Below are 18,841 nucleotides of genomic sequence, written 5' to 3'. Positions count from 1 at the left end.
GGTGCCCGTGCGGATGGACCCGCGGCGCTTCGACGAACTGGTCTCCGACGCGCTCGATCTGATACCGCCCGAGCTGGCCGCCGCGATGGACAACGTCGTCGTGCTGGTCGAGGACCGCCATCCCGAGGACGACGAACTGCTCGGGCTGTACGAAGGAGTGGCGCTGACCGAGCGCGACTCCGACTACGCCGGCGCGCTGCCCGACGCCATCACCATCTACCGCGAGGCGCTGCTGGACGTGTGCGAGTCCGAGGCCGAGGTCGTCGAGGAGGTGGCCATCACGGTGATCCACGAAATCGCGCACCACTTCGGCATCGACGACGACCGGCTGCACGAACTGGGCTGGGCCTGACTGGCGCGGCGTCCCGGATTTGTCCCCCGCGGGTGCTATGAACGCGTTATGAGCACTGACTGCCGCGACTGCCGGGCAGGCTTAGATCACTGTCACGGCACCATCATTCACCACGCGCTGCACCGGTCGGAGTGCACCGAGCCGGACTGCTTCAGCCCGGAACTGTTGCCGCACGCCTTCGTCATCGACTGCGACGCCGTGGGCTGTGCCTGCACCGAAGTGATCGCGCTGGCCGTCTGATCGACGTCTCAACCCATCGGGTCGGTGCTTGACCGCACCGCGTCCGCGACCGGGGTGGCCTCGGCCTCCGGATAAAACGGCGGGGTCAACGTCCCCCAGCGCACGCAACTCCACCGGCCGTCGGTGATCGGGGTCAGGGCCACCGATTGGGCGTTCTCGAGATGGTTGTCGAGCGCGAAGTCGGCCTCCACGCCGGCCAGGACCGCGGCGGCCAGCCGGATCGCGGCGCCGTGGCTGACGACCACGATGTCGCCGTGGAAGTCGTGGTTGTCGAGGTAGCGCAGGCGCAGGTCGGTGAGCACCGGCACGTAGCGGTCCAGCACGTCGTTGCCGGTCTCGCCGCCGGGCAGCGGCACGTCGAGCTCGCCGCGATGCCAGCGGTCGTAGATGGCGTTGAACTCCGCGACCGCCTCGTCGTCGTTGCGGTCTTCGAGCCGGCCGACCTGCACCTCGTGGATGCCGGGCACCTCGATGGCCGACATGGCGAGCTGGTCCGCGATCACCGCCGCGGTCTGCGATGCCCGGGTGGCGACCGAGTGCGCGAGCATCGCCGGGCGGCCCGAGCCGCGGGCGAACGCCCGGGCCTGGTCGCGGCCCAAGGGCGTCAGCTCCGCCCCGGGCGGGCGGGTGTCGAGCCGGCGCTCGACGTTGCCGTAGGACTGGCCGTGGCGCACCAGGATCAAGCGACCGCTCACCGCTGCGACCCCCCGGCAGGGTCTTCGGGCTTTCCGTCGCGGACCCGCGCCAGCCAGCGCAACGCCTCGTCGGCGGACGGCGGCAGGGCCCCGGCGGGCGAACCGGTGGGCCAAGATCCGAGATATCGCACATCGGCACAACGACGGTGCAGCGCCTTGAGTGCCTCGGCCACGGCGTCGTCGTCGATGTGTCCGACGCAATCGGCGAAAAACCGGTAGGTGCCGAGTCCGGTTCTGGTCGGCCGGGATTCGATCCGGGTCAGATCGATGCCGCGGACGGCGAACTCGGCGAGCGCCGCCAGCAGGGCGCCCGGCGCGTTGTCGATGCGCAGCACCACCGAGGTCCGATCGGCTCCGGTGCGGGCCGGCGGGCGGCCCGGCAGTCCGACCAAAACGAAGCGGGTGCGGGCGTTGGGCTCGTCGACCACGCCGTCGGCCAGGGTGTCCAGGCCCCAGTGGGTGGCCGCCAGCGGCGAGGTCACCGCGGCGTCGACCCGCCCCTCGGCGACCTGCTGGGCGGCGTCGGCGTTGGAGTACGCCGGCCGCAGTTCGGCATCGGCCAGGTTCGCGGCCACCCACTGCCGCACCTGTGCCGCGGCCACCCCGAAGGCGGCCAACGTGCGCACGTCGGCGGGGCGGCATCCCCGTTTGACGACGATGCTGAACGCGACGTCCAGCGTCGTCTCGGCGAAGACCTGCAGCGGTGAGCCCATGGCCAAGCTGTCCAGGGTCGGCGTCACCGAACCGTCGATCGAGTTCTCGATCGGGACGCACGCGTAGTCCGCGGCGCCGTCGCGCACCGCGGCCAACGCCGCGGAGGTGCTGTCGAACGGCACCGACTGCACCCCGTCGGAGTGCGGGGCGGGAACCATGCCGGCGGCCGTGATCTGCCGCAGCGCCGCCTCGGTGAAGGTCCCTTCCGGACCGAGGTAAGCGATGCGGGCCACGTCCCAACCCTAGCGGCGCGCCGCACAGAAAACCCTTGCGACGCCAACCCCCGTAAGTTAACTTAGGCTTACCTAAGCATAAGGATGAGAATGGTATTACCGCTGAGCTGCCACGCCCCGACCACCGCCGAACGGATCCGCAGCGCGTGCGTGCGCGCCGGCGGCGCGCTCCTGGCGATCGAGCACGACGACCCGGTCCCCACGCCCGTGCACCACCTGATGGACGACGGCTCCTTCGCGCTGGCGCTGCCCGTCGAACAGCAACGCGGGCGGCCCATCGCGGGATCGCAAGCGCTGCTGGAGCTGACCGACTACGCGCCGCTTCCCCTGCGCGAACCGGTCCGTTCGCTGGTGTGGGTGCGCGGGCGCCTGCAGCAGGTGCCCCCGGCGGAGATCCTCTCCACGCTCGACGTGATCGCCGCCGAATGCCCGGATCCGGCGTTGCTGGGCGTCGACACGCCGAGGTGTGCGCCCCCCGGCGGGCAGGAGCAGCGGTACACGTTGCTGCGGCTCGAGATCGCCTCGGTCGTGGTCACCGACGCGACCGGCGCGGAGCCGGTGGCCGTCGACGACCTTCTCGCCGCCCGGCCCGACCCGTTCTGCGCGCTCGAGTCGAGCCTGCTGCGGCACCTGGACGCCGCCCACGGCGACGTCCTGGCGCGGCTGGTGTCCCGGCTGCCGGCTCCCCTGCGCCGCGGGCACGTGCGACCGCTGGGGCTCGACCGCTACGGCGTGCGGTTCCGCGTCGAGGGCACCGACCAGGACCACGACGTCCGGCTTCCGTTCCACAAACCGGTGGACGACATGACCGGCCTGCGCCAGGCCATTCGGGTGCTGATGGGGTGCCCGTTCATCAATGGGCTGCGGGCGCGCGGCTAGCCAGTCCTGATCGCGGCGCGCCGCCGGGCACGTACGTTAGCCAGGTGAACCGCGACCGCGCACCGCAGCGTCGGCGGCCCGCTCCGCCGGGCCCGCCGGTCCCGCCGCGCCCCGAGCCGCCGCAGGTGATCCGCCGCGAGGGCGCCCCGCCGCCGTCGCCGACCGCGGAGACCCAACCCTTGCACCGCCCGGCGCCACCGGCTCCGGCGGCCGTCGCCCCGGCGCAGCGACCGCGCCCGCCCCGACCACGCGCGCCCCGCAAGCGGCGCCGCTGGATCCGAACCATGGTGTCGTTCTTGGTGGTGGCCGTGCTGCTGATCGGCGCGGGCCTGGTCGCCGGCGCCGTCTGGTTCGACACCAAACTGCACCGCGAGCAGGTGCTCGCCGACTATCCCGAACGCCCCGCGCCCGGCCGCGGCACCAACTGGCTCATCGTCGGCTCGGACAGCCGCCAGAGCCTGAGCGCCGCGCAGCAACAGGACTTGGCCACCGGCGGCGACATCGGGGACGGCCGCACCGACACGATCCTGCTGGTTCACGTGCCGGGCGTCGGGTCCAGCGTTCCCACGGCGCTGGTGTCGATACCCCGCGATTCTTTGGTGCCGATCCCGGATCACGGGAAGGACAAGGTCAACGCGGCGTTCTCGATGGGTGGCGCGCGGTTGTTGGTCCGCACCCTGGAACAGGCGACCGGATTGCGCATCGATCACTACGCCGAGATCGGATTCGGCGGGTTCGCCGCGCTGGTCGACGCGCTCGGCGGGGTGACGGTGTGCCCGACGACCCCGATCGATGACCCGCTGGCCGGCATCGACCTGCCGGCCGGCTGCCAGAGGCTCGACGGCCGGCAGGCGCTCGGATACGTCCGGACGCGGGACACGCCGCGGGCCGATCTGGACCGGATGGTCAATCAGCGTCAGTTCGTGGCCGAACTGCTGCATCGCGCCGGCAGCCCGGCGGTGTGGCTCGATCCCCGGCGCTGGTATTCGGTGCCGCGCGCGGCCGCCGACGCCCTGACCGTCGACCAGGACGACCACGCCTGGGATCTGGCCCGGCTGGGCTGGGCGTTGCACGGGCCCACCGCCACCATGACCGTCCCGATCGGGGAGTTCACCAGCGGTGACGCCGGCGCGGTGGTGGTGTGGAATCACGACGCGGCCGGCCGGTTGTTCGACGCGTTGGCCGCCGACGCGCCGCTGCCGCCCACCACGGCGGAGGGCCAGCAGTAGCGGACCGACCTAGATGCTGACCTGGCCGGCGGGATTGCCGCGGAGCCACGCCTTGGTGCGGCCCGGGTGGTGGGTGGCCAGCCACGCCACGCCGACGTCGCGGCAGAAGTCGATGTCGTCGTACTCGTCGACGTTCCAGCAGTAGACCGCCCTGCCCTGGGCGATGGCGCGGTCCGCCAGTTGGGGATATTCCTTCAACGTCAACAGGGAGGGCCCGACGGCGGTGGCGCCGACGGCGGTGGGCGCGCCGCTGGTCAGGTAGCGCGCTGTTTTGCCCAGCAGCACGGTGGGCAGCAGCGGCGCCGCCCGCCGGATCCGCCAGATCGCGGACGCCGAGAACGACATCACCACGGCGCGGGACCGATCGGCCGAGGCGGGCGCGGCGATGCCGAAACGGTGCAGCAACGCCAGGAGCTTGGTCTCCACCAGCGAGCCGTACCGGACGGGGTGCTTGGTTTCGATGAAGAGCTTTACCGGCCGATGCCAATCCAGCACCAGCGAAACCAGCGCGTCCAGGGTCAGCAGACTGGTGTCGCCGTGCGTGCCGTCCTCGCGCCAGCTGTCGTGCCACGCGCCGTACTCGAGCTCGCGCAGCTGAGCCAGCGTCATCGTGCTGACCAGGCCGGCTCCGGTCGAGGTGCGGTCCAGCCGGCGGTCGTGCACGCACACGAGATGGCCGTCGCGGGTCAACCGCACATCACATTCCACGCCGTCGGCGCCCTCTTTGAGCGCGAGATCGTAGGCGGCCAGCGTGTGTTCGGGACGTGCCGCCGAAGCACCGCGGTGGGCGACGACATACGGATGCCCGGCGAGCACCTCGTCGGCCCACGTCATATCCCTATGCTGCCGGTTCCTGCCCCTCTAACTCAACTGGGCCGGCCGAAGCCGGTGTGGGGGCGCCGTCGTCGGGAACCATGACCCAGCGGTGCGCGGGACGCGCGACGGGTTTGCGATGGAAGCCCTCGAAAATGCGGGTCGCGGCGGCCAGGGTGGCGGCCGCGAGCAGGTAGGCGACGACCATCAGGACGGTGTTGTTGGCGATGCCCTGCGCGTCGGTGGCGAAGCTGGTCACGATGGCAGCGATGGAGACGGCGTAGCTGCAGACCCACGCGATCCACCACTGCAGGACGGGTCCGCGTAGCCGCGCCCAATGGTCTTCGAGCAGGGCCAGCTCGATCACGTAGACCGGGGCCCACAAGAGATTGGCCAGCGGCACGACGCAGCCGGCCCACAGTGCCCGCGGCGAGCGCGGCTCCGGCAGCCCGTGATGGGCGAACGCGGCGGCGCGCCGCGCGATCAGCCAACGGATCAGGAGCACGCCCGACGCGATCACCGCCGCGCCCGCGCCCACGCTGGCGAGCACGCCCAGCCAGTCGGCCGCGAGGGCCACCCACGAATTCAGCAGGGTGTTCCGGTTGATGACCAGCAGCACATAGCGGACGACGTAAACCAGGGCGGCGATGCTGAGGACCAGCACGCTCACGAATGAGGTGGTGCGGATGACCTGCCCCGTCGGCCCCGCCGCCGCGGGCGCTGCGCCGGTGGCGGGCGCCTGCTCGACGCGGTCCGCCAAACTCCAACGCGGTATCACCGTGTAGCGCGGCGTGGGCCCGAGGGGGCGCCGGGCGTGTCGGGCCGGCGGCGCGGCGCCGGGACGCACCGCGATCCAGCGATAGCCGGGCGGCAGCCGTGGCGGGGTGCGCTGCCACCCCGGAGACCGCTGGGGTCCGGCCGGGGGCGGGGCGCCCGCGGAGGCCCACCGCGGGTCGGCGGGCGGCGACTGGGGCGCCATGAGGGCGCCGCGGCAGCGGGGACACCACTCGCGTTGCCGGTCGCGCACGTTCCAGCGGGTGCCGCACTGGGAGCACACCTGGATCACCGGACCAGACTAGCGCCGCGACGATGCGCGCAGCGGAACGCGGGGCGCTGAGGAGCGGCGCTCGAGGGGGCATGGGCAACGTAATCGGCCGCCGCGGACTATCCACAGTTTCCACAGGTTTATCCACATAGGCCCCCGGGGTATAGAGAACCATCGCTACTGCCTCTGGCGCCGAACTGTGGTGTAACTGTGGATAACATCGCGGTGTTGCACGCATGTCTTAAACAGTCCAAGCCGCCCGTGTGAGCGAAATGGATTGCCCCACTAAGCATCGGCGCGGCGGCGCCCGCGCCGCCCCGGCTCCCGTCCCGACGTCTTGTAACCACCCACGTCCCGGTCCTCGCTAACCCGCAGCTCAGGGCGCTATTTTTTCAACTTCGCCGCAAAGCGCTATGATCGCGTTCTCGTAAGTGTTTGTGACTCACCTCACTCACCGTGAGGTGAACCGGGGGGTGGAAGGCGATTGATGGCCACGCATTCGTTCGGTCCGGGTTCACCGGCCGCGTCGAAGTCGTATTGCGGCTCGCCCGCGTGGAATCACAGCTACACCATCGCGGCGCTGCGCGCCGGACTGATCGCACTGGCCTTACTGGCCGTGCTCGCGGTCATCGTCTTGTTCTGAACTGACCCCGAGCGGGTATCCGCCCTGCGGCTCAGAGGGGTCATTCTTGCGGTGCGCGCGCTCATGGAGCAGGGTTGATAACGGTCGGCCGCCGCAAGGCGCCCCGTGACTGAGCGTCAAGACGATAATCGAAGAAAGGAACGCCGTGGCTGAATACACCCTGCCCGACTTGGACTGGGACTACGCAGCGTTGGAACCGCACATCTCAGGTCAGATCAACGAGATCCACCACAGTAAGCACCACGCCACCTACGTCAAAGGCGTGAACGACGCTCTGTCCAAGCTCGAAGAGGCCCGTGCCAACGAAGATCACGCTGCGATCTTCCTGAACGAAAAGAACCTGGCCTTTCACCTGGGCGGCCACGTCAACCACTCCATCTGGTGGAAGAACCTGTCGCCGGACGGCGGCGACAAGCCGACCGGCGAATTGGCCGCCGCGATCGACGACGCCTTCGGATCCTTCGACCGGTTCCGCGCGCAGTTCAGCGCGGCCGCCAACGGCCTGCAGGGGTCGGGCTGGGCGGTGCTGGGCTACGACACCCTCGGCAACCGGCTGCTGACCTTCCAGCTCTACGACCAGCAGGCCAACGTGCCGCTGGGCATCATTCCGCTGCTGCAGGTCGACATGTGGGAGCACGCTTTCTACCTGCAGTACAAGAACGTCAAGGCGGACTACGTCAAGGCGTTCTGGAACGTCGTCAACTGGGCCGACGTGCAGAAGCGTTACGCCGCGGCGACCTCGAAAACCCAGGGCCTGATTTTCGGCTGACTTTTATTTCGATCGGCGGGGGCGTCGCGCGGATTGCGCGGCGCCCCAGTCGTTTGTGTGGCCCCGCAGCGGGTCGATCTGAAGATCCGCGACGCTGACCGTGTCGTGTTGCACGGCGCCTAATCCGCAGGCATTCTTAATTATTCGGACTACCAGTGTGGTTATTCCCAACGGAGGCGTCGCGCGGAGGTCGGAGATGGAAACTGGGTCGGATCGACCGATCGGGGTCTCCCCGTTCCATTCTCGTGGGTCCCTGAAGGGGTTCCTGATCTCTGGCCGTTGGCCCGATTCGACGAAAGAATGGGCCCAGCTGCTCATGGTCGCGGTCCGGATCGCGTCGTTGCCCGGGTTGCTCTCCACCACAACGGTGTTCGGCGCCCGCGAAGAACTGCCCGACGAACCCGAACCGGACACGGTCGGCCTGGTGCTGGCCGAGGGCACGGTCTTTGGTGAATCGGCAATCCAGCCAGGCTATTTCGCCGACCATCAGCCCCCCGCGCTACTCATGCTGCATCCGCCGTCGGAAACCACGCCGTCGCTGCCCGAATGCACGGGGGCGGCATCGGGATGCGTCTTGCTGCCCGGGTTGCCCTATCTCGGCCTGGAACACCGGGCGGCCTGGGTGGAGGCAGAAGCCGACGGCACCATCACGTCGATGGTGAGCCGGGTCGGTGTCGATCCGATCAGCCATCCCGACACGGCGATTTTGGCGATGCTGCTCGCCGCCTAGCGAGAACACGGCGGCGCGAATGGCGATTCGCCTTCCCGGCCGCGAGGAGGCGCTTCGCGCCCGCGGGGATCACGCGACCGGACCGCTCTGGCGACCGTCACGTCGGGCGGCGGTCAGCGGTGGACCGGTCGTGGATGAGCGCGACCCCGACGGCGCCCACTAAGTTAACGGCCCCTCGACCATCGGTGTCCACCATGCGGCCGGCGGGTTGCGGCGCGCCCTCGATGGCCAGGTTTCGGGCCCGGCAGCAAATGGCGTACCGGATCGGGCCAGCTTGCCGGTCCGTTGCGGTGCAATCGCCCAGCACGGCGCGGGCCCTCGCAACGGCCCCCACGAGGCGCCCGGCCCGCCACTTCGGGACGGGTGTCCGATTCTGCGGATAACCTGTGAGTTCCATGGATTTTGTGGACACCTCAGCGAATCAGTTAGACGCTCGTCAAGTGGGGAGTTGGTGGGCGTCGGCTGTGCCGCTCGGGAATCCTTCGGGGTTTGCACCTGGTTACCCTTACCAAGCCTCGCTACCATGATCAGCAAATACACCTAGGTAATAGTTCGCTTCTACAGCCCAGTGGAGGTCATATCAATGAGCACGACGTTCGCTGCTCGCCTGAACCGCCTGTTCGACACGGTGTATCCGCCTGGACGCGGTGCGCACACCTCCGCGGAAGTGATCGCGGCGCTCAAGGCGGAGGGCATAACGATGTCGGCTCCCTACTTGTCGCAGTTGCGTTCCGGCAACCGCACCAACCCGTCCTCGGCGACGATGGCCGCCCTGGCCAACTTCTTCCGCATCAAGCCGGCTTACTTCACCGACGACGAGTACTACGAGAAGCTCGACAAGGAATTGTCGTGGCTGGCCACGGCGCGCGACGACAACGTGCGCCGCATCGCGATGCGCACGGCCGAGCTCTCCCCCGAGGCCCAGCGCGAGGTCATGGAGCGCGTCAACGAGCTGCGCCGCGCGGAGCACCTGGACGCCTAGCGGCCTCGGCCAGCCCTGGGGGGCTGGCGCCCGCCCATTCCGATTAGGGTTGGCAAACGGATCGCGAACGCGAGAGCGTTAGACGACGATTGCCAGCGAGATACCGGGAGGCGGCCGGGAATGGCCCTGTTCGGCAAGCGAAAGAGCCGCGCGACGCGTCGCGCTGAAGCCCGCGCCATCAAGGCCCGCGCGAAGCTCGAGGCCAAGCTGGCCGCGAAAAACGAGGTGCGGCGCGCCAAGTCCGCCCAACGGGCGGAGAACAAGGCGCTCAGGGCCCAGATCAAGGCGCAGCGCGACAGTGACCGCAACGCGCTCAAAGTCGCTGAGGCCCAACTCAAGGCGGCGCGGGAGGGCAAGATCTTCTCCCCGACCCGGATCCGCCGCGTGCTGACGGTCTCGCGGCTGCTCGCACCGATCCTCACCCCGGTGATCTACCGGTTGGCCGTCTCGGCGCGCGCGCTGATCGATCAGCGCCGCGCGGACCGGCTCGGAATCCCGCTGGCTCAGATCGGCCAGTTCTCCGGCCCCGGCGCCCAGCTGTCGGCCCGCATCGCGGGGGCCGAGAGGTCGTTGCGGTCGGTGCAGGACAAGAAGCCCAAGGACGCCGAGACGAAGGCGTTCGTGGTCGCCATCACCGAGCGGCTCACCGATCTGTCGGCGGCCGTCACCGCCGCGGAGAATCTGCCCGCCGCGCGTCGCCGGGCCGCCCACGCCGCGATCTCGTCGCAGCTCGAAGGCATCGAGGCCGATCTGATGGCCCGCCTCGGGTTGAGCTGACCGACCCCACGAAAGGCAATCTCCTCCCATGTCAATCCACGGCAGGTGGATCCCGCGCATCCTGTTCGCGGCCGGCGCGGTCGTCGTCCTGGCCCTCGGGTCGGCGCTGCAGTCGCCGACGGCGTCGGCGCACGTCCACGCCAGCAGCGACAATCCGGTGCGCGGCGCCATGGCCCTGGTCACCTTCCAGGTGCCCAACGAATCGAACGTCGGGGCCGCCACCACCGCCTTGACCGTCGCCCTGCCCGGCGTCGCCTCGGCGCGCACCGAAAGCATGCCGGGCTGGACGGCCAGGCTCGACCGCGACGCGGCGTCCGGTGCCGTCCGCTCGGTGACATGGACGGCCGCCCCCGGCGGGGGGATCGCCGCTGACCAATTCGCGCTGTTCCGGTTGTCCGTGAAGTTGCCCGACACCGACACCGTCAGCTTCCCGGCCACGCAGTCCTACGCCGACGGGACCGTCGTGAAGTGGGATCAGGCGCCGCTGCCCGACGGCGGCGAGCCCGAACACCCGGCGCCCATGCTCACCCTTGCCACCGGGCCGGCGGGGTCACACCACCACCATGGGACGCCCGACCAAGCGACCGAACCGGCGCGGCCCCACGCGGCCGACAACACCGCGCGATTGTTGGGCGGCGCCGCTCTGGTGGTCGCCGCGCTGGGCGTCGCGATCGCGTTGATCCGCCGCCGCCCGTGAAACGGCTGGCGTTCGGCGCGTGCGTGAGCGCCATGTTCGCGATGGCCACGCTCACCGCGCCGGTGTCGTCGGCGCACGCCACGCGGATCGCCACCGACCCCGCGGCCAACGCGGTGCTGGCCTCCGGCCCGCAGCGGGTCAGCGCGACCTTCAACGAGCAGTTGCAGACCACGTTCGCCGCGATGACGGTGGTCGGCCCGGACGGCAACGTGTGGTCCGCCGGCGAGCCCACCGTGGCCGGCGCGATGGTCAGCATCGCCCTGCGTCGACTGGGACCGTCCGGCACGTACACGGTGAACTACCGGGTGACCTCCGCGGACGGCCACGTGGTGTCCGGGTCCTGGTCGTTCCAGCTCACGGTGTCCGGCACCGGCACGCCCGGGCCGCCGGTTGCCGGCGGCGGGGGCGGCGGCGGTGACGTCCCCGTCTGGCCGTTCGTGGCGGCCGCGTTGGCGCTCGTCGCCGGCGGCGCCTGGTGGGCGGTGCGGCACAGGCGGTGATCGAGGCGCCGTCACGCGTGCTGGCATGATGGGGTCGAGATCCCTGAGCTAGGGAAACGACGACAGAGGAAGCTCAAGGAGCGGCCGCATGGCAGACCCGCAGGACCCCACCAACAGCGCGCCCGACGGCGCCGGCACTCCGCCGGAGAAGAAACCGCCCGCCAAGGCGGCGAAAAAGACCGCGAAGGCGCCCGCCAAGAAGGCACCTGCGAAAAAGGCGCCCGCCAAAAAGGCGCCCGCCAAGAAAGCGCCCGCGAAGAAGGCGCCGGCCAAGAACGCCGAACCCGCACCCCCGCGGCCGCCCGAGCCGCCGGCCGGCGTGCAGCAGCGGGCCGAAACCAATGGCGACCTCACGGCCGCCGCCAAAGACGCTGCCGCACAGGCGAAGTCCACCGTGGAAGCCGCCAACAACCCGGTCTCTCCCGCCGTCCCGGGCCCCGCGGTGGGCCAATCCCCGGTGCCGCTGATCGTCGCCGTGGCCGTCAGCCTGCTGGCCATCCTGCTCATCCGCCAGCTGCGCCGTCGCTGAGGGCGCGGGCGTTTACATGTCAGAAGTGACGGTGCCATTCCGGCCGACCGCCGACCTGGTCGACAGCATCGGCCCCGACGTGCGCAGCTGCGACACCCAATTCCGCCAGCTCGGCGGGCGCGCCGAGTTCGCCGGCCCGATCAGTACCGTGCGCTGCTTTCAGGACAACGCGCTGCTGAAGTCGGTGCTCTCGGAGCCCGGTGACGGCGGGATATTGGTGATCGACGGCGCCGGCTCGCTGCACACCGCGCTGGTGGGCGACGTCATCGCCGAGCTCGCGCGGTCCAACGGCTGGGCCGGGCTCATCATCAACGGCGCGGTGCGGGACTCCGCCGCGTTGCGGGGCATGGACATCGGCATCAAGGCGCTGGGCACCAATCCGCGCAAGAGCACCAAGACCGGCGCCGGCGAACGCGATGTCGAAATCACCCTGGGCGGTGTGACGTTCGTGCCCGGCGAGATCGCCTACAGCGACGACGACGGGATCGTCGTCGTCGCCACAGACTCCTAAACCGCCACCGGCGCAGGCTTTTTCGCGAACTTCAAGCCCTCGTCGTCGACCTTGCCGCGCCGGATCGTGCGCATGTCGAAGAAGTAGTTCTGCTTGAGCCGCCACGGCGCCCGCGATCCCGACTTGGGCAGCAGGTGCATCGACCGCCGGAAGTAGCCGGGAGTGAAGTCCATGAACGGCAACTCGTCCACGTCGTTGCCCGGATGCTGCGGCTCCACGAAGTCAAAACCCTTGGCGTCCATGTAGTTCAGCAGTCGGCAGACGAATTCGGAGACCAGGTCGGCCTTCAGCGTCCAGGACGCGTTGGTGTAGCCGAAGGTGATGGCGAAGTTCGGCACGCCGGAGAACATCAGGCCCTTGTAGGTCATCAGCGAGGTCAGGTCGATGTCCTCGCCGTTGCGGGTCGGCTTCACCCCGCCCAGCAACTGCATGTTCAATCCCGTTGCGGTGATGATGATGTCGGCCGCCAACTCCTCACCCGAGGTGAGCTTGATGCCGGTCTTGGTGAACCGGTCGATCGTGTCGGTGACGACGTCGGCCTTGCCGTGCCGGATGGTCCGGAAGAAGTCGCCGTCCGGCGCCAGGCACAGCCGCTCGTCCCAGACGTTATAGCGCGGCCCGAAGTGCTTCTCGACGTCGTAGCCCTGCGGCAGCCGTCGCTGCGCCATCGTCATCAAGGTCTTGCGCATGTAGGCCGGGGCCTTGCGGGACAGCTGGTACTGGAAAGTGCTGAACGCGATGGCTTTCCAGCGGTTGGCCATGTGCGCGAGGCGCTCGGGCAGCAGCCGGTTGGCCTTCTCGGCGAAGGGGTCGACGCCGGGCAGCGACCCGATGTAGGTCGGCGAGCGCTGCAGCATCGTGACGTGACCGGCACCGGAGTTCACCAGGGCGGGGATCAGGGTGATCGCGGTCGCGCCGGATCCGATGACGACGATCCGCTTGCCCGCGTAGTCCAGGTCCTCCGGCCAGTGCTGCGGATGCACGATGGTGCCCCCGAAGTCGTCGGAGCCTTCGAAGGTGGGCGAGAACCCCTCGTCGTAGTTGTAGTAACCGGTGCAGGCGAATAGGAACGAACAGGTCATCTCGCTGGTGCGGCCGTCGTCCTCGACCGTCAGCGTCCAGCGGTTGTCGACGTCGGACCAGTCGGCGGCCACCACCCGGTGGTTGTAGCGGATGTGCGGCTCGATCCGGTTCTCGACCGCGGCCTCCCTGATGTAGGCCTTGATCGACGCGCCGTCGGCGATCGACTTCGCCGAACGCCAGGGCTTGAACCGGAAGCCGAGGGTGAACATGTCCGAGTCCGATCGGATGCCCGGGTACTTGAAGAGGTCCCAGGTGCCGCCGAGGTCGGCGCGGCGCTCGAGGATGGCGTAGCTCTTGGTCGGGCAGCGTTCCTGCAGGTGCCAGGCCGCGCTCACACCGGAGATGCCGGCGCCCACGATGAGGACGTCAAGGTGCTCAGTCATACGGCCACGCTATCAACACGGTGTTGAATCGGTCAACACCGTGTCGAAAATCTCGACGCCGTGTAAAGTAGCGGCCGTGACTACCGTCGGTTCCGCCCGCACCCACCGGGGCAGGCGCTCGGCGCGCCCGTCCGGCGACGACCGCGAACTGGCCATTTTGACCACCGCCGAACGGTTGCTGCAGGAACGCCCGCTCGCCGACATCTCCGTCGACGACCTCGCCAAGGGGGCCGGGCTGTCCCGGCCGACGTTCTACTTCTATTTCCCGTCCAAGGACGCGGTGCTGTTCACCCTGTTCGAGCGGGTGATCATGGAGGCAGACTCCGCGCTGGAGTCGCTGGTCGCCAGCCCGCCCGCCGACCTGAAAGCGTTGTGGCGCATCGGGATCAACGTGTTTGTCGAGACCTTCGGCACGCATCGCGCGGTGTCGCTGGCCGCCGATGCCGCGCGCACCAACAAAGACGTCGGCGAGCTGTGGTCACGCTTCATGCAGAAATGGGTCGACCACATCACCACCGTGATCGAAGCCGAGCGCGCGCGCGGCGCCGCGCCGGTGACACTGCCGGCGCGCAACCTGTCCGCGGCACTGAACCTGCTCAACGAAAAGGTCATGCTCAGCGCGTTCGCCGGCGGGCGACCGTCGGTGCCCAGCGAGCAACTGCTCGACACGCTGGTGCACATCTGGGTCAGCAGCGTGTACGGCGAGGCCTGCTGAAACGGGTTTGTCGGCGCCCCGTGCGAACATATGTTCGTGCGGTGTGACCCGTCCATTCTGCACGCGGACCTGGACTCCTTCTACGCGTCCGTCGAACAGCGCGATGACCCGGCCCTGCGCGGGCGCCCGCTGATCGTCGGCGGCGGCGTGGTGCTGGCCGCGAGCTACGAGGCCAAGGCCTACGGCGTGCGCACGGCCATGGGCGGGGCGCAGGCGCGGCGGTTGTGCCCGGCCGCCGTGGTGGTGCCGCCGCGGATGAGCGCCTACAGCCGCGCCAGCGACGCCGTCTTCGAGGTGTTCCGTGATTGCACCCCGATCGTGGAAGCGCTGTCGGTCGACGAGGCCTTCCTCGACGTCGGTGGGCTGCGCCGGGTCAGCGGCACGCCGGTGGCGATCGCCGAGCGGTTGCGCGCGGACGTGCGCGAGCGGGTCGGGCTGCCGATCACCGTCGGGATCGCCCGGACCAAGTTCCTTGCCAAGGTCGCCAGCCAGGAGGCCAAGCCCGACGGGCTGCTGCTGGTGCCCCCCGATCAGGAGTTGACGTTTTTGCGGCCGCTGCCGGTGCGCCGGCTGTGGGGCGTGGGCGCGGTGACCGCCGAGAAGCTGCATGCGCACGGCATCGTCACCGTGGCCGACGTCGCCGAGCTCAGCGAGTCGGCGCTGGGCTCGATGGTCGGTGGCGCGATGGGTCGTCAGCTCTATGCGCTGTCGCGCAACATCGACCGCCGGCGGGTCACCGCCGGCGTTCGTCGCCGCTCCGTCGGGGCGCAGCGAGCGCTGGGCCGCTCCGGTAATGCCATGTCGCCTAACGAGATCGACGCCGTGGTGGTGAACTTGATCGACCGCATCACCGGCCGCATGCGCGCCGCCGGGCGCACCGGCCGCACGGTGGTGCTGCGGCTGCGCTTCGACGACTTCACCAGGGCCACGCGCTCGCACACCCTGCCGTGGGCCACGTCGGCCACGGCGCCCATCCTGGCCGCCGCGCGGCGCCTGGTCGCGGGCGCGGCGCCGCTGATCGCGCAGCGCGGCCTGACGCTGGTCGGGTTCGCGGTGTCGGGCATCGACCGCAGCGGCGCCCAGCAGCTGATGCTGCCGTTCGGCGAATCGAGCCGGCGCGCTGCCGGCGACGACATCGACGCCGCCATCGACCGGGTGCGCCGGCGCTATGGCAAGTCGGCGCTCACCCCCGCGGTGCTATTGGGGCGCGATCCGGGCTTCGAGATGCCGCACCTGCCCGACTGACGGGTCGTCGGTCTTTTCACTAATTATTCAATTACTCTTTGCCACATGCCTTTTCGATGATTTGAGGTTGATTTGAATCAGCCTCGCGACCCCGCTTGTGCGGCGGCCCGCTTGTTAGGTTGGCGTAAACCCGACCTCGAAAGTGAGCAACTGAATCCGATGCCGCCGCACCAATCCCGCGACACCGGCCTGCCCCGCGAAGGTCTCCTGCTCGGTTACAGCGCGTTACTCGCCTTATCCGCGGGCTTCGTCAATGCCGTGGCGCTGCTGATCTTGGCGGTGCCCGTCGGCAATCTGACCGGGATCACCACCCAGCTGGGCATGCACACGGCCAACCCGTGGCTGTACGAAGGCCACGTGCTCGGCGCAATCTTTCTGGGCTTCCTGATGGGAGCGGCCATAGCCGGGGCGATCCTCGCACCCACCGATGCCCTTGCGGGCCCACGCCACGCCGCCGTGCTGTACCTCGAGGCAGGCTTGCTCGTGCTCGCCGCGGCCGGGGGAGCGGAGACCGTCGTCAGGGCACAGATCAATGCCCTGGGCGTCGAGCAGACCGCGGTGCAGGCGCTGTTCGCCGCCGCGGCGCTCGGCCTGCAAAACGGGATGACATCGAGCTTTCGCGGGATGGCGATCCGCACCACGCACTTCACCGGAACCATCACCGACCTCGGGCTGATCCTCGGCCGCAGCCGGATACACGGCATCAAGAACTGGAAAACGGCGATACTGGCCGCCACCCTGGTGTTATTCCTCGGCGGCGGCGTGGCCGGGATCATGTTCGGGGCTCAGTTGGGGGGTTACGCGCTGCTCATCCCGGCCGCGATCTGCGCGACCGTCGGCGCCGCAAACCTGCTGCAGGGCGCCGTCCGCAGCGCCGCACCGGTTCCCGAGCGCGCCGAACGGGTGCGGGTCTGAGCGGCCGCGAACAACTGGCCGCCGCCGTGAGGCCGGCCCGTCCCGCACCGACAATACGACTTTCATGCGCGTGCCTAACCCAGTCGCGGAGCAGGGCCTATCCTAGCACTAGGCAATAATTGCACTAGGCAAATTAATGGGGGTCTCGTGCTGAAAGAACTGGCGAGCGTGCCCGCGGGAATTCAGGCCCTGGAGGCGGTTGGGACGGTGACGACGCAGGATTACGACCGGGTGTTTGCGCCGCTGGTCGATCGGGTGCGCCGAACGAAGGGACGGATGCGGCTGCTCTACCAATTCGGCCCGGGCTTCGAGCGGATCACGCCGGGCGCATTGTGGGCGGACACCCGACTTGGGGTGGGCTACCTGGCCGCGCTCGATGGGTGTGCTGTCGTGAGCGACATCGAGTGGATTCGGGCGCCCGCGCGCGGCATCGGTGCGTGGATGCCGTGCCCGCTGCGGGTGTATGGCAACGCCGAGCGCGACGACGCGGTCGCCTGGCTGGCCTCGCTGCCCCGCGGCGCCGAGGTGTCGAAGCGGGGCATGGCCAAGGCCTTCATCGGTGGCACCCTCGCTGCGGTGGGAAGCCTTGCGGGACTGGTCATTTCCGCGGGCACCAACGGCGGTCACGGGAGTCGTTGATCGCGGGACATCCGGCTCGCGGTCAGTTCGACCCGGTCCACTCCAGCAGCCGGTCGGCCGGCCAGGTGTTCACGATCCGGTCGGGGGGAACGCCCGCGTCCAGGGCGCGCTGCGCGCCGTAACCGAGGAAGTCCAGCTGGCCGGGGGCGTGGGCGTCGGTGTCGATGCTGAACACGCAACCGATCTCCAGCGCCAGGTTGAGCAGGCGGGTCGGCGGGTCGCGCCGCTCCGGCCGGGAGTTGATCTCCACCGCGGTGCCGGACTCGCGGCACGCCGTGAACACCGCCTCGGCGTCGAACTTGGATTCCGGCCGGATGCCGCGGTTGCCGGACACCAGCCGGCCGGTGCAGTGGCCGAGCACGTCGGCGTGCGGGTTTTGGACCGCGCGCAGCATGCGCCGGGTCATCGCGGCGGAATCCATCGACAACTTGGAGTGCACGCTGGCCACCACGACGTCGAGGCGTTCCAGCAGTTCGGGTTCCTGGTCCAGGCTGCCGTCGTCGAGGATGTCGACCTCGATCCCGGTGAGGATGCGCATGGGCGCGAACGTCTCCTGCAGCCGGTCGATCACGTCGAGCTGCTTGCGTAACCGCTCCGGCGACAGGCCGTTGGCGATGGTCAGCCGCGGCGAATGGTCGGTCAGCGCGCAGTATTCGTGGCCCAGCGCCGCCGCCGCGGCCATCATCTCCTCGATCGGAGCGGAGCCGTCCGACCAGTTGGAGTGCAGGTGCAGGTCGCCGCGCAGCGCGGCACGAATGTCACCGCCACCGAGATCTTCTGCGGTGGAACGCAATTCGACCAGCAGGTCGGGTTCTCGGCCGGACCACGCCTGGTCGATGACCTTGGCGGTTTTGGGGCCGATTCCCGGCAGCGACTGCCAGCTGTTGGCCTGGCCGTGGCGTTCGCGCGCCGCGTCGTCGAGGCCCTCGATGATGTCGGCAGCGTTGCGGTAGGCCATCACGCGTCTCGGGTCGTGACGGCTCCGGTCCTTGTAGTAGGCGATCTGCCGCAGGGCCGCTACCGGATCCATGACTCCAGTGTGCCCGCCAGACCTCGGCGAGTTACAGCAGTTGGCCGACCACGAACCCGGCGAGCAGCACGCCGAACCCGCCGATTTCCCCGACGATCAGCGCGGCCATCGCCAATTCGGTGCTGCGGTCGGCGTTTTCGAATTGGTTGACGGTGTCGCGCCGTGCCCCGTGGGTGATGTAGGCGGCGATGGCCGCCACGAAGAAGAAGACGACGACGCCGGCGGCCGTCAGGTTCACCCACACCGGCCAGGCGCTCAGTTGTACGAAAACCGCGAGCAGCAGCGTCGCGAACGAATACAGCAGCGCCGCGCGATGCGCGATGTCGACGTAGGGATGCGCGAGATGATTCTCGGAGGTCATCATCCCGCGGTATTTCCAGATCCCGAGAACGAGCGCGAGCAGGAAGATCAGGCCCGCCGCCAGCAGCGTGAGCTTGGTGTCGATTCCCAGGGAGCAACAAGGGCAAGTCATAGCGCGGTCGAGTTTAGTTGC

At 69.3% G+C, this 18,841-nt stretch carries 23 protein-coding genes and 1 pseudogene; 17 read left to right on the top strand and 7 right to left on the bottom strand.

All coding sequences use genetic code 11. The annotated features are described in order from the left end of the window. Position 1: 1 nt before the first annotated feature. Together OCQ_RS00965 and OCQ_RS00960 are read left to right on the top strand one after the other, a co-directional pair. Positions 2–404, top strand: a pseudogene (locus OCQ_RS00965) (metallopeptidase family protein). Further along, positions 401–592 carry a hypothetical protein gene (locus tag OCQ_RS00960; RefSeq protein ID WP_008262971.1) on the top strand — a complete coding sequence of 64 codons (192 nt, stop codon included), beginning with the start codon at positions 401–403 and terminating at the stop codon, positions 590–592. Before OCQ_RS00965 ends, OCQ_RS00960 begins: the two are co-directional and overlap by 4 nt. A gap of 8 nt (positions 593–600) precedes the next feature. Here the strand turns inward: OCQ_RS00960 and OCQ_RS00955 are convergent, their stop codons facing one another. Both OCQ_RS00955 and pheA read right to left on the bottom strand, forming a co-directional pair. Beyond that, positions 601–1,287, bottom strand: coding sequence for a histidine phosphatase family protein (locus tag OCQ_RS00955; RefSeq protein ID WP_008262970.1), 687 nt, complete (start codon positions 1,285–1,287; stop codon positions 601–603). Then, a complete protein-coding gene (pheA, locus tag OCQ_RS00950) occupies positions 1,284–2,234 on the bottom strand; it encodes a prephenate dehydratase (protein ID WP_014383632.1) in 951 nt (316 codons plus the stop codon). Before pheA ends, OCQ_RS00955 begins: the two co-directional genes overlap by 4 nt. Positions 2,235–2,324: 90 nt before the next feature. Between pheA and OCQ_RS00945 the strand changes: the two genes are divergently transcribed. Together OCQ_RS00945 and OCQ_RS00940 are read left to right on the top strand one after the other, a co-directional pair. Beyond that, the gene (locus OCQ_RS00945) at positions 2,325–3,113 is read left to right on the top strand and encodes a DUF2470 domain-containing protein (protein WP_014381607.1); all 789 of its coding nucleotides are present in this window, start codon (positions 2,325–2,327) and stop codon (positions 3,111–3,113) included. Positions 3,114–3,157: 44 nt separating this feature from the next. Further along, a complete protein-coding gene (locus tag OCQ_RS00940) occupies positions 3,158–4,342 on the top strand; it encodes an LCP family protein (protein ID WP_014383631.1) in 1,185 nt (394 codons plus the stop codon). Positions 4,343–4,351: 9 nt separating this feature from the next. Here the strand turns inward: OCQ_RS00940 and OCQ_RS00935 are convergent, their stop codons facing one another. Together OCQ_RS00935 and OCQ_RS00930 are read right to left on the bottom strand one after the other, a co-directional pair. Beyond that, positions 4,352–5,176 (bottom strand): glycerophosphodiester phosphodiesterase, encoded by an 825-nt coding sequence (locus tag OCQ_RS00935; RefSeq protein WP_008262958.1) that lies wholly within the window; start codon positions 5,174–5,176, stop codon positions 4,352–4,354. Positions 5,177–5,180: 4 nt separating this feature from the next. Further along, entirely contained in the window at positions 5,181–6,221 is a 1,041-nt protein-coding gene (locus OCQ_RS00930; RefSeq protein ID WP_041784746.1) for a DUF4328 domain-containing protein, read from the bottom strand. Positions 6,222–6,687: 466 nt separating this feature from the next. On the opposite strand from OCQ_RS00930, the gene OCQ_RS26760 reads away from it, so the two are divergent. The 9 genes from OCQ_RS26760 (at position 6,688) to rraA (ending at position 12,338) form a co-directional block, all read left to right on the top strand. Further along, a complete protein-coding gene (locus OCQ_RS26760) occupies positions 6,688–6,843 on the top strand; it encodes a hypothetical protein (RefSeq protein ID WP_008262955.1) in 156 nt (51 codons plus the stop codon). A gap of 145 nt (positions 6,844–6,988) precedes the next feature. After that, complete coding sequence (locus tag OCQ_RS00925; RefSeq protein ID WP_007771867.1) at positions 6,989–7,612, top strand: superoxide dismutase; 624 nt, start codon at positions 6,989–6,991, stop codon at positions 7,610–7,612. Positions 7,613–7,808: 196 nt separating this feature from the next. Beyond that, complete coding sequence (locus OCQ_RS00920; protein WP_008262953.1) at positions 7,809–8,342, top strand: hypothetical protein; 534 nt, start codon at positions 7,809–7,811, stop codon at positions 8,340–8,342. Positions 8,343–8,925: 583 nt separating this feature from the next. Then, the gene (locus tag OCQ_RS00910; RefSeq protein WP_008262950.1) at positions 8,926–9,324 is read left to right on the top strand and encodes a secretion protein EspR; all 399 of its coding nucleotides are present in this window, start codon (positions 8,926–8,928) and stop codon (positions 9,322–9,324) included. A 120-nt stretch (positions 9,325–9,444) separates the two neighbouring features. Beyond that, positions 9,445–10,101: a DUF6474 family protein gene (locus OCQ_RS00905; protein ID WP_014378840.1), complete on the top strand. Its 657-nt coding sequence runs from the start codon at positions 9,445–9,447 to the stop codon at positions 10,099–10,101. A gap of 28 nt (positions 10,102–10,129) precedes the next feature. Beyond that, positions 10,130–10,798, top strand: coding sequence for a YcnI family copper-binding membrane protein (locus OCQ_RS00900; protein WP_009955499.1), 669 nt, complete (start codon positions 10,130–10,132; stop codon positions 10,796–10,798). Beyond that, complete coding sequence (locus OCQ_RS00895; protein WP_014383629.1) at positions 10,795–11,298, top strand: copper resistance CopC family protein; 504 nt, start codon at positions 10,795–10,797, stop codon at positions 11,296–11,298. Before OCQ_RS00900 ends, OCQ_RS00895 begins: the two co-directional genes overlap by 4 nt. 88 nt (positions 11,299–11,386) lie before the next feature. Further along, a complete protein-coding gene (locus tag OCQ_RS00890) occupies positions 11,387–11,827 on the top strand; it encodes an Rv3852 family protein (protein WP_014383628.1) in 441 nt (146 codons plus the stop codon). Between the two features lie 25 nt (positions 11,828–11,852). Then, the gene (gene rraA / locus OCQ_RS00885) at positions 11,853–12,338 is read left to right on the top strand and encodes a ribonuclease E activity regulator RraA (RefSeq protein ID WP_014383627.1); all 486 of its coding nucleotides are present in this window, start codon (positions 11,853–11,855) and stop codon (positions 12,336–12,338) included. Here the strand turns inward: rraA and OCQ_RS00880 are convergent. Next, the gene (locus OCQ_RS00880) at positions 12,335–13,804 is read right to left on the bottom strand and encodes a flavin-containing monooxygenase (RefSeq protein ID WP_008262936.1); all 1,470 of its coding nucleotides are present in this window, start codon (positions 13,802–13,804) and stop codon (positions 12,335–12,337) included. The genes rraA and OCQ_RS00880 overlap by 4 nt on opposite strands. Positions 13,805–13,880: 76 nt before the next feature. Between OCQ_RS00880 and OCQ_RS00875 the strand changes: the two genes are divergently transcribed. The 4 genes from OCQ_RS00875 (at position 13,881) to OCQ_RS00860 (ending at position 17,318) form a co-directional block, all read left to right on the top strand. Beyond that, positions 13,881–14,519 (top strand): TetR/AcrR family transcriptional regulator, encoded by a 639-nt coding sequence (locus tag OCQ_RS00875; RefSeq protein WP_009955493.1) that lies wholly within the window; start codon positions 13,881–13,883, stop codon positions 14,517–14,519. Between the two features lie 30 nt (positions 14,520–14,549). Continuing rightward, positions 14,550–15,764 carry a DNA polymerase IV gene (gene dinB / locus OCQ_RS00870; protein WP_014383626.1) on the top strand — a complete coding sequence of 405 codons (1,215 nt, stop codon included), beginning with the start codon at positions 14,550–14,552 and terminating at the stop codon, positions 15,762–15,764. Between the two features lie 159 nt (positions 15,765–15,923). Then, on the top strand, positions 15,924–16,679 hold the full coding sequence (locus tag OCQ_RS00865) for a YoaK family protein (protein WP_041784742.1): 756 nt from the start codon (positions 15,924–15,926) through the stop codon (positions 16,677–16,679). A 147-nt stretch (positions 16,680–16,826) separates the two neighbouring features. Then, the gene (locus OCQ_RS00860; RefSeq protein ID WP_009956992.1) at positions 16,827–17,318 is read left to right on the top strand and encodes a SpoIIAA family protein; all 492 of its coding nucleotides are present in this window, start codon (positions 16,827–16,829) and stop codon (positions 17,316–17,318) included. A gap of 22 nt (positions 17,319–17,340) precedes the next feature. Here the strand turns inward: OCQ_RS00860 and OCQ_RS00855 are convergent, their stop codons facing one another. Both OCQ_RS00855 and OCQ_RS00850 read right to left on the bottom strand, forming a co-directional pair. Then, positions 17,341–18,348 carry a PHP domain-containing protein gene (locus tag OCQ_RS00855; protein WP_014383624.1) on the bottom strand — a complete coding sequence of 336 codons (1,008 nt, stop codon included), beginning with the start codon at positions 18,346–18,348 and terminating at the stop codon, positions 17,341–17,343. Positions 18,349–18,379: 31 nt separating this feature from the next. Further along, a complete protein-coding gene (locus OCQ_RS00850; RefSeq protein WP_008262917.1) occupies positions 18,380–18,820 on the bottom strand; it encodes a hypothetical protein in 441 nt (146 codons plus the stop codon). Positions 18,821–18,841 lie beyond the last annotated feature (21 nt).

It is taken from the genome of Mycobacterium paraintracellulare, assembly GCF_000276825.1.
GTDB classification, from domain to species: Bacteria; Actinomycetota; Actinomycetes; order Mycobacteriales; family Mycobacteriaceae; genus Mycobacterium; species Mycobacterium intracellulare.
Note: the sequence above shows the minus strand (reverse complement) of the source record. Positions and strands in the feature narration are given on the sequence as shown.

Coding starts and splice junctions, on each gene's coding strand:
- OCQ_RS00865 (WP_041784742.1), top strand. CDS start 15,924: ATGCCGCCGCACCAATCCCGCGACACCGGCCTGCCCCGCGAAGGTCTC.
- OCQ_RS00945 (WP_014381607.1), top strand. CDS start 2,325: ATGGTATTACCGCTGAGCTGCCACGCCCCGACCACCGCCGAACGGATC.
- OCQ_RS00850 (WP_008262917.1), bottom strand. CDS start 18,820: ATGACTTGCCCTTGTTGCTCCCTGGGAATCGACACCAAGCTCACGCTG.
- OCQ_RS00960 (WP_008262971.1), top strand. CDS start 401: ATGAGCACTGACTGCCGCGACTGCCGGGCAGGCTTAGATCACTGTCAC.
- OCQ_RS00920 (WP_008262953.1), top strand. CDS start 7,809: ATGGAAACTGGGTCGGATCGACCGATCGGGGTCTCCCCGTTCCATTCT.
- OCQ_RS00890 (WP_014383628.1), top strand. CDS start 11,387: ATGGCAGACCCGCAGGACCCCACCAACAGCGCGCCCGACGGCGCCGGC.
- OCQ_RS00900 (WP_009955499.1), top strand. CDS start 10,130: ATGTCAATCCACGGCAGGTGGATCCCGCGCATCCTGTTCGCGGCCGGC.
- OCQ_RS26760 (WP_008262955.1), top strand. CDS start 6,688: ATGGCCACGCATTCGTTCGGTCCGGGTTCACCGGCCGCGTCGAAGTCG.
- dinB (WP_014383626.1), top strand. CDS start 14,550: ATGTTCGTGCGGTGTGACCCGTCCATTCTGCACGCGGACCTGGACTCC.
- OCQ_RS00935 (WP_008262958.1), bottom strand. CDS start 5,176: ATGACGTGGGCCGACGAGGTGCTCGCCGGGCATCCGTATGTCGTCGCC.
- OCQ_RS00910 (WP_008262950.1), top strand. CDS start 8,926: ATGAGCACGACGTTCGCTGCTCGCCTGAACCGCCTGTTCGACACGGTG.
- OCQ_RS00855 (WP_014383624.1), bottom strand. CDS start 18,348: ATGGATCCGGTAGCGGCCCTGCGGCAGATCGCCTACTACAAGGACCGG.
- OCQ_RS00905 (WP_014378840.1), top strand. CDS start 9,445: ATGGCCCTGTTCGGCAAGCGAAAGAGCCGCGCGACGCGTCGCGCTGAA.
- OCQ_RS00880 (WP_008262936.1), bottom strand. CDS start 13,804: ATGACTGAGCACCTTGACGTCCTCATCGTGGGCGCCGGCATCTCCGGT.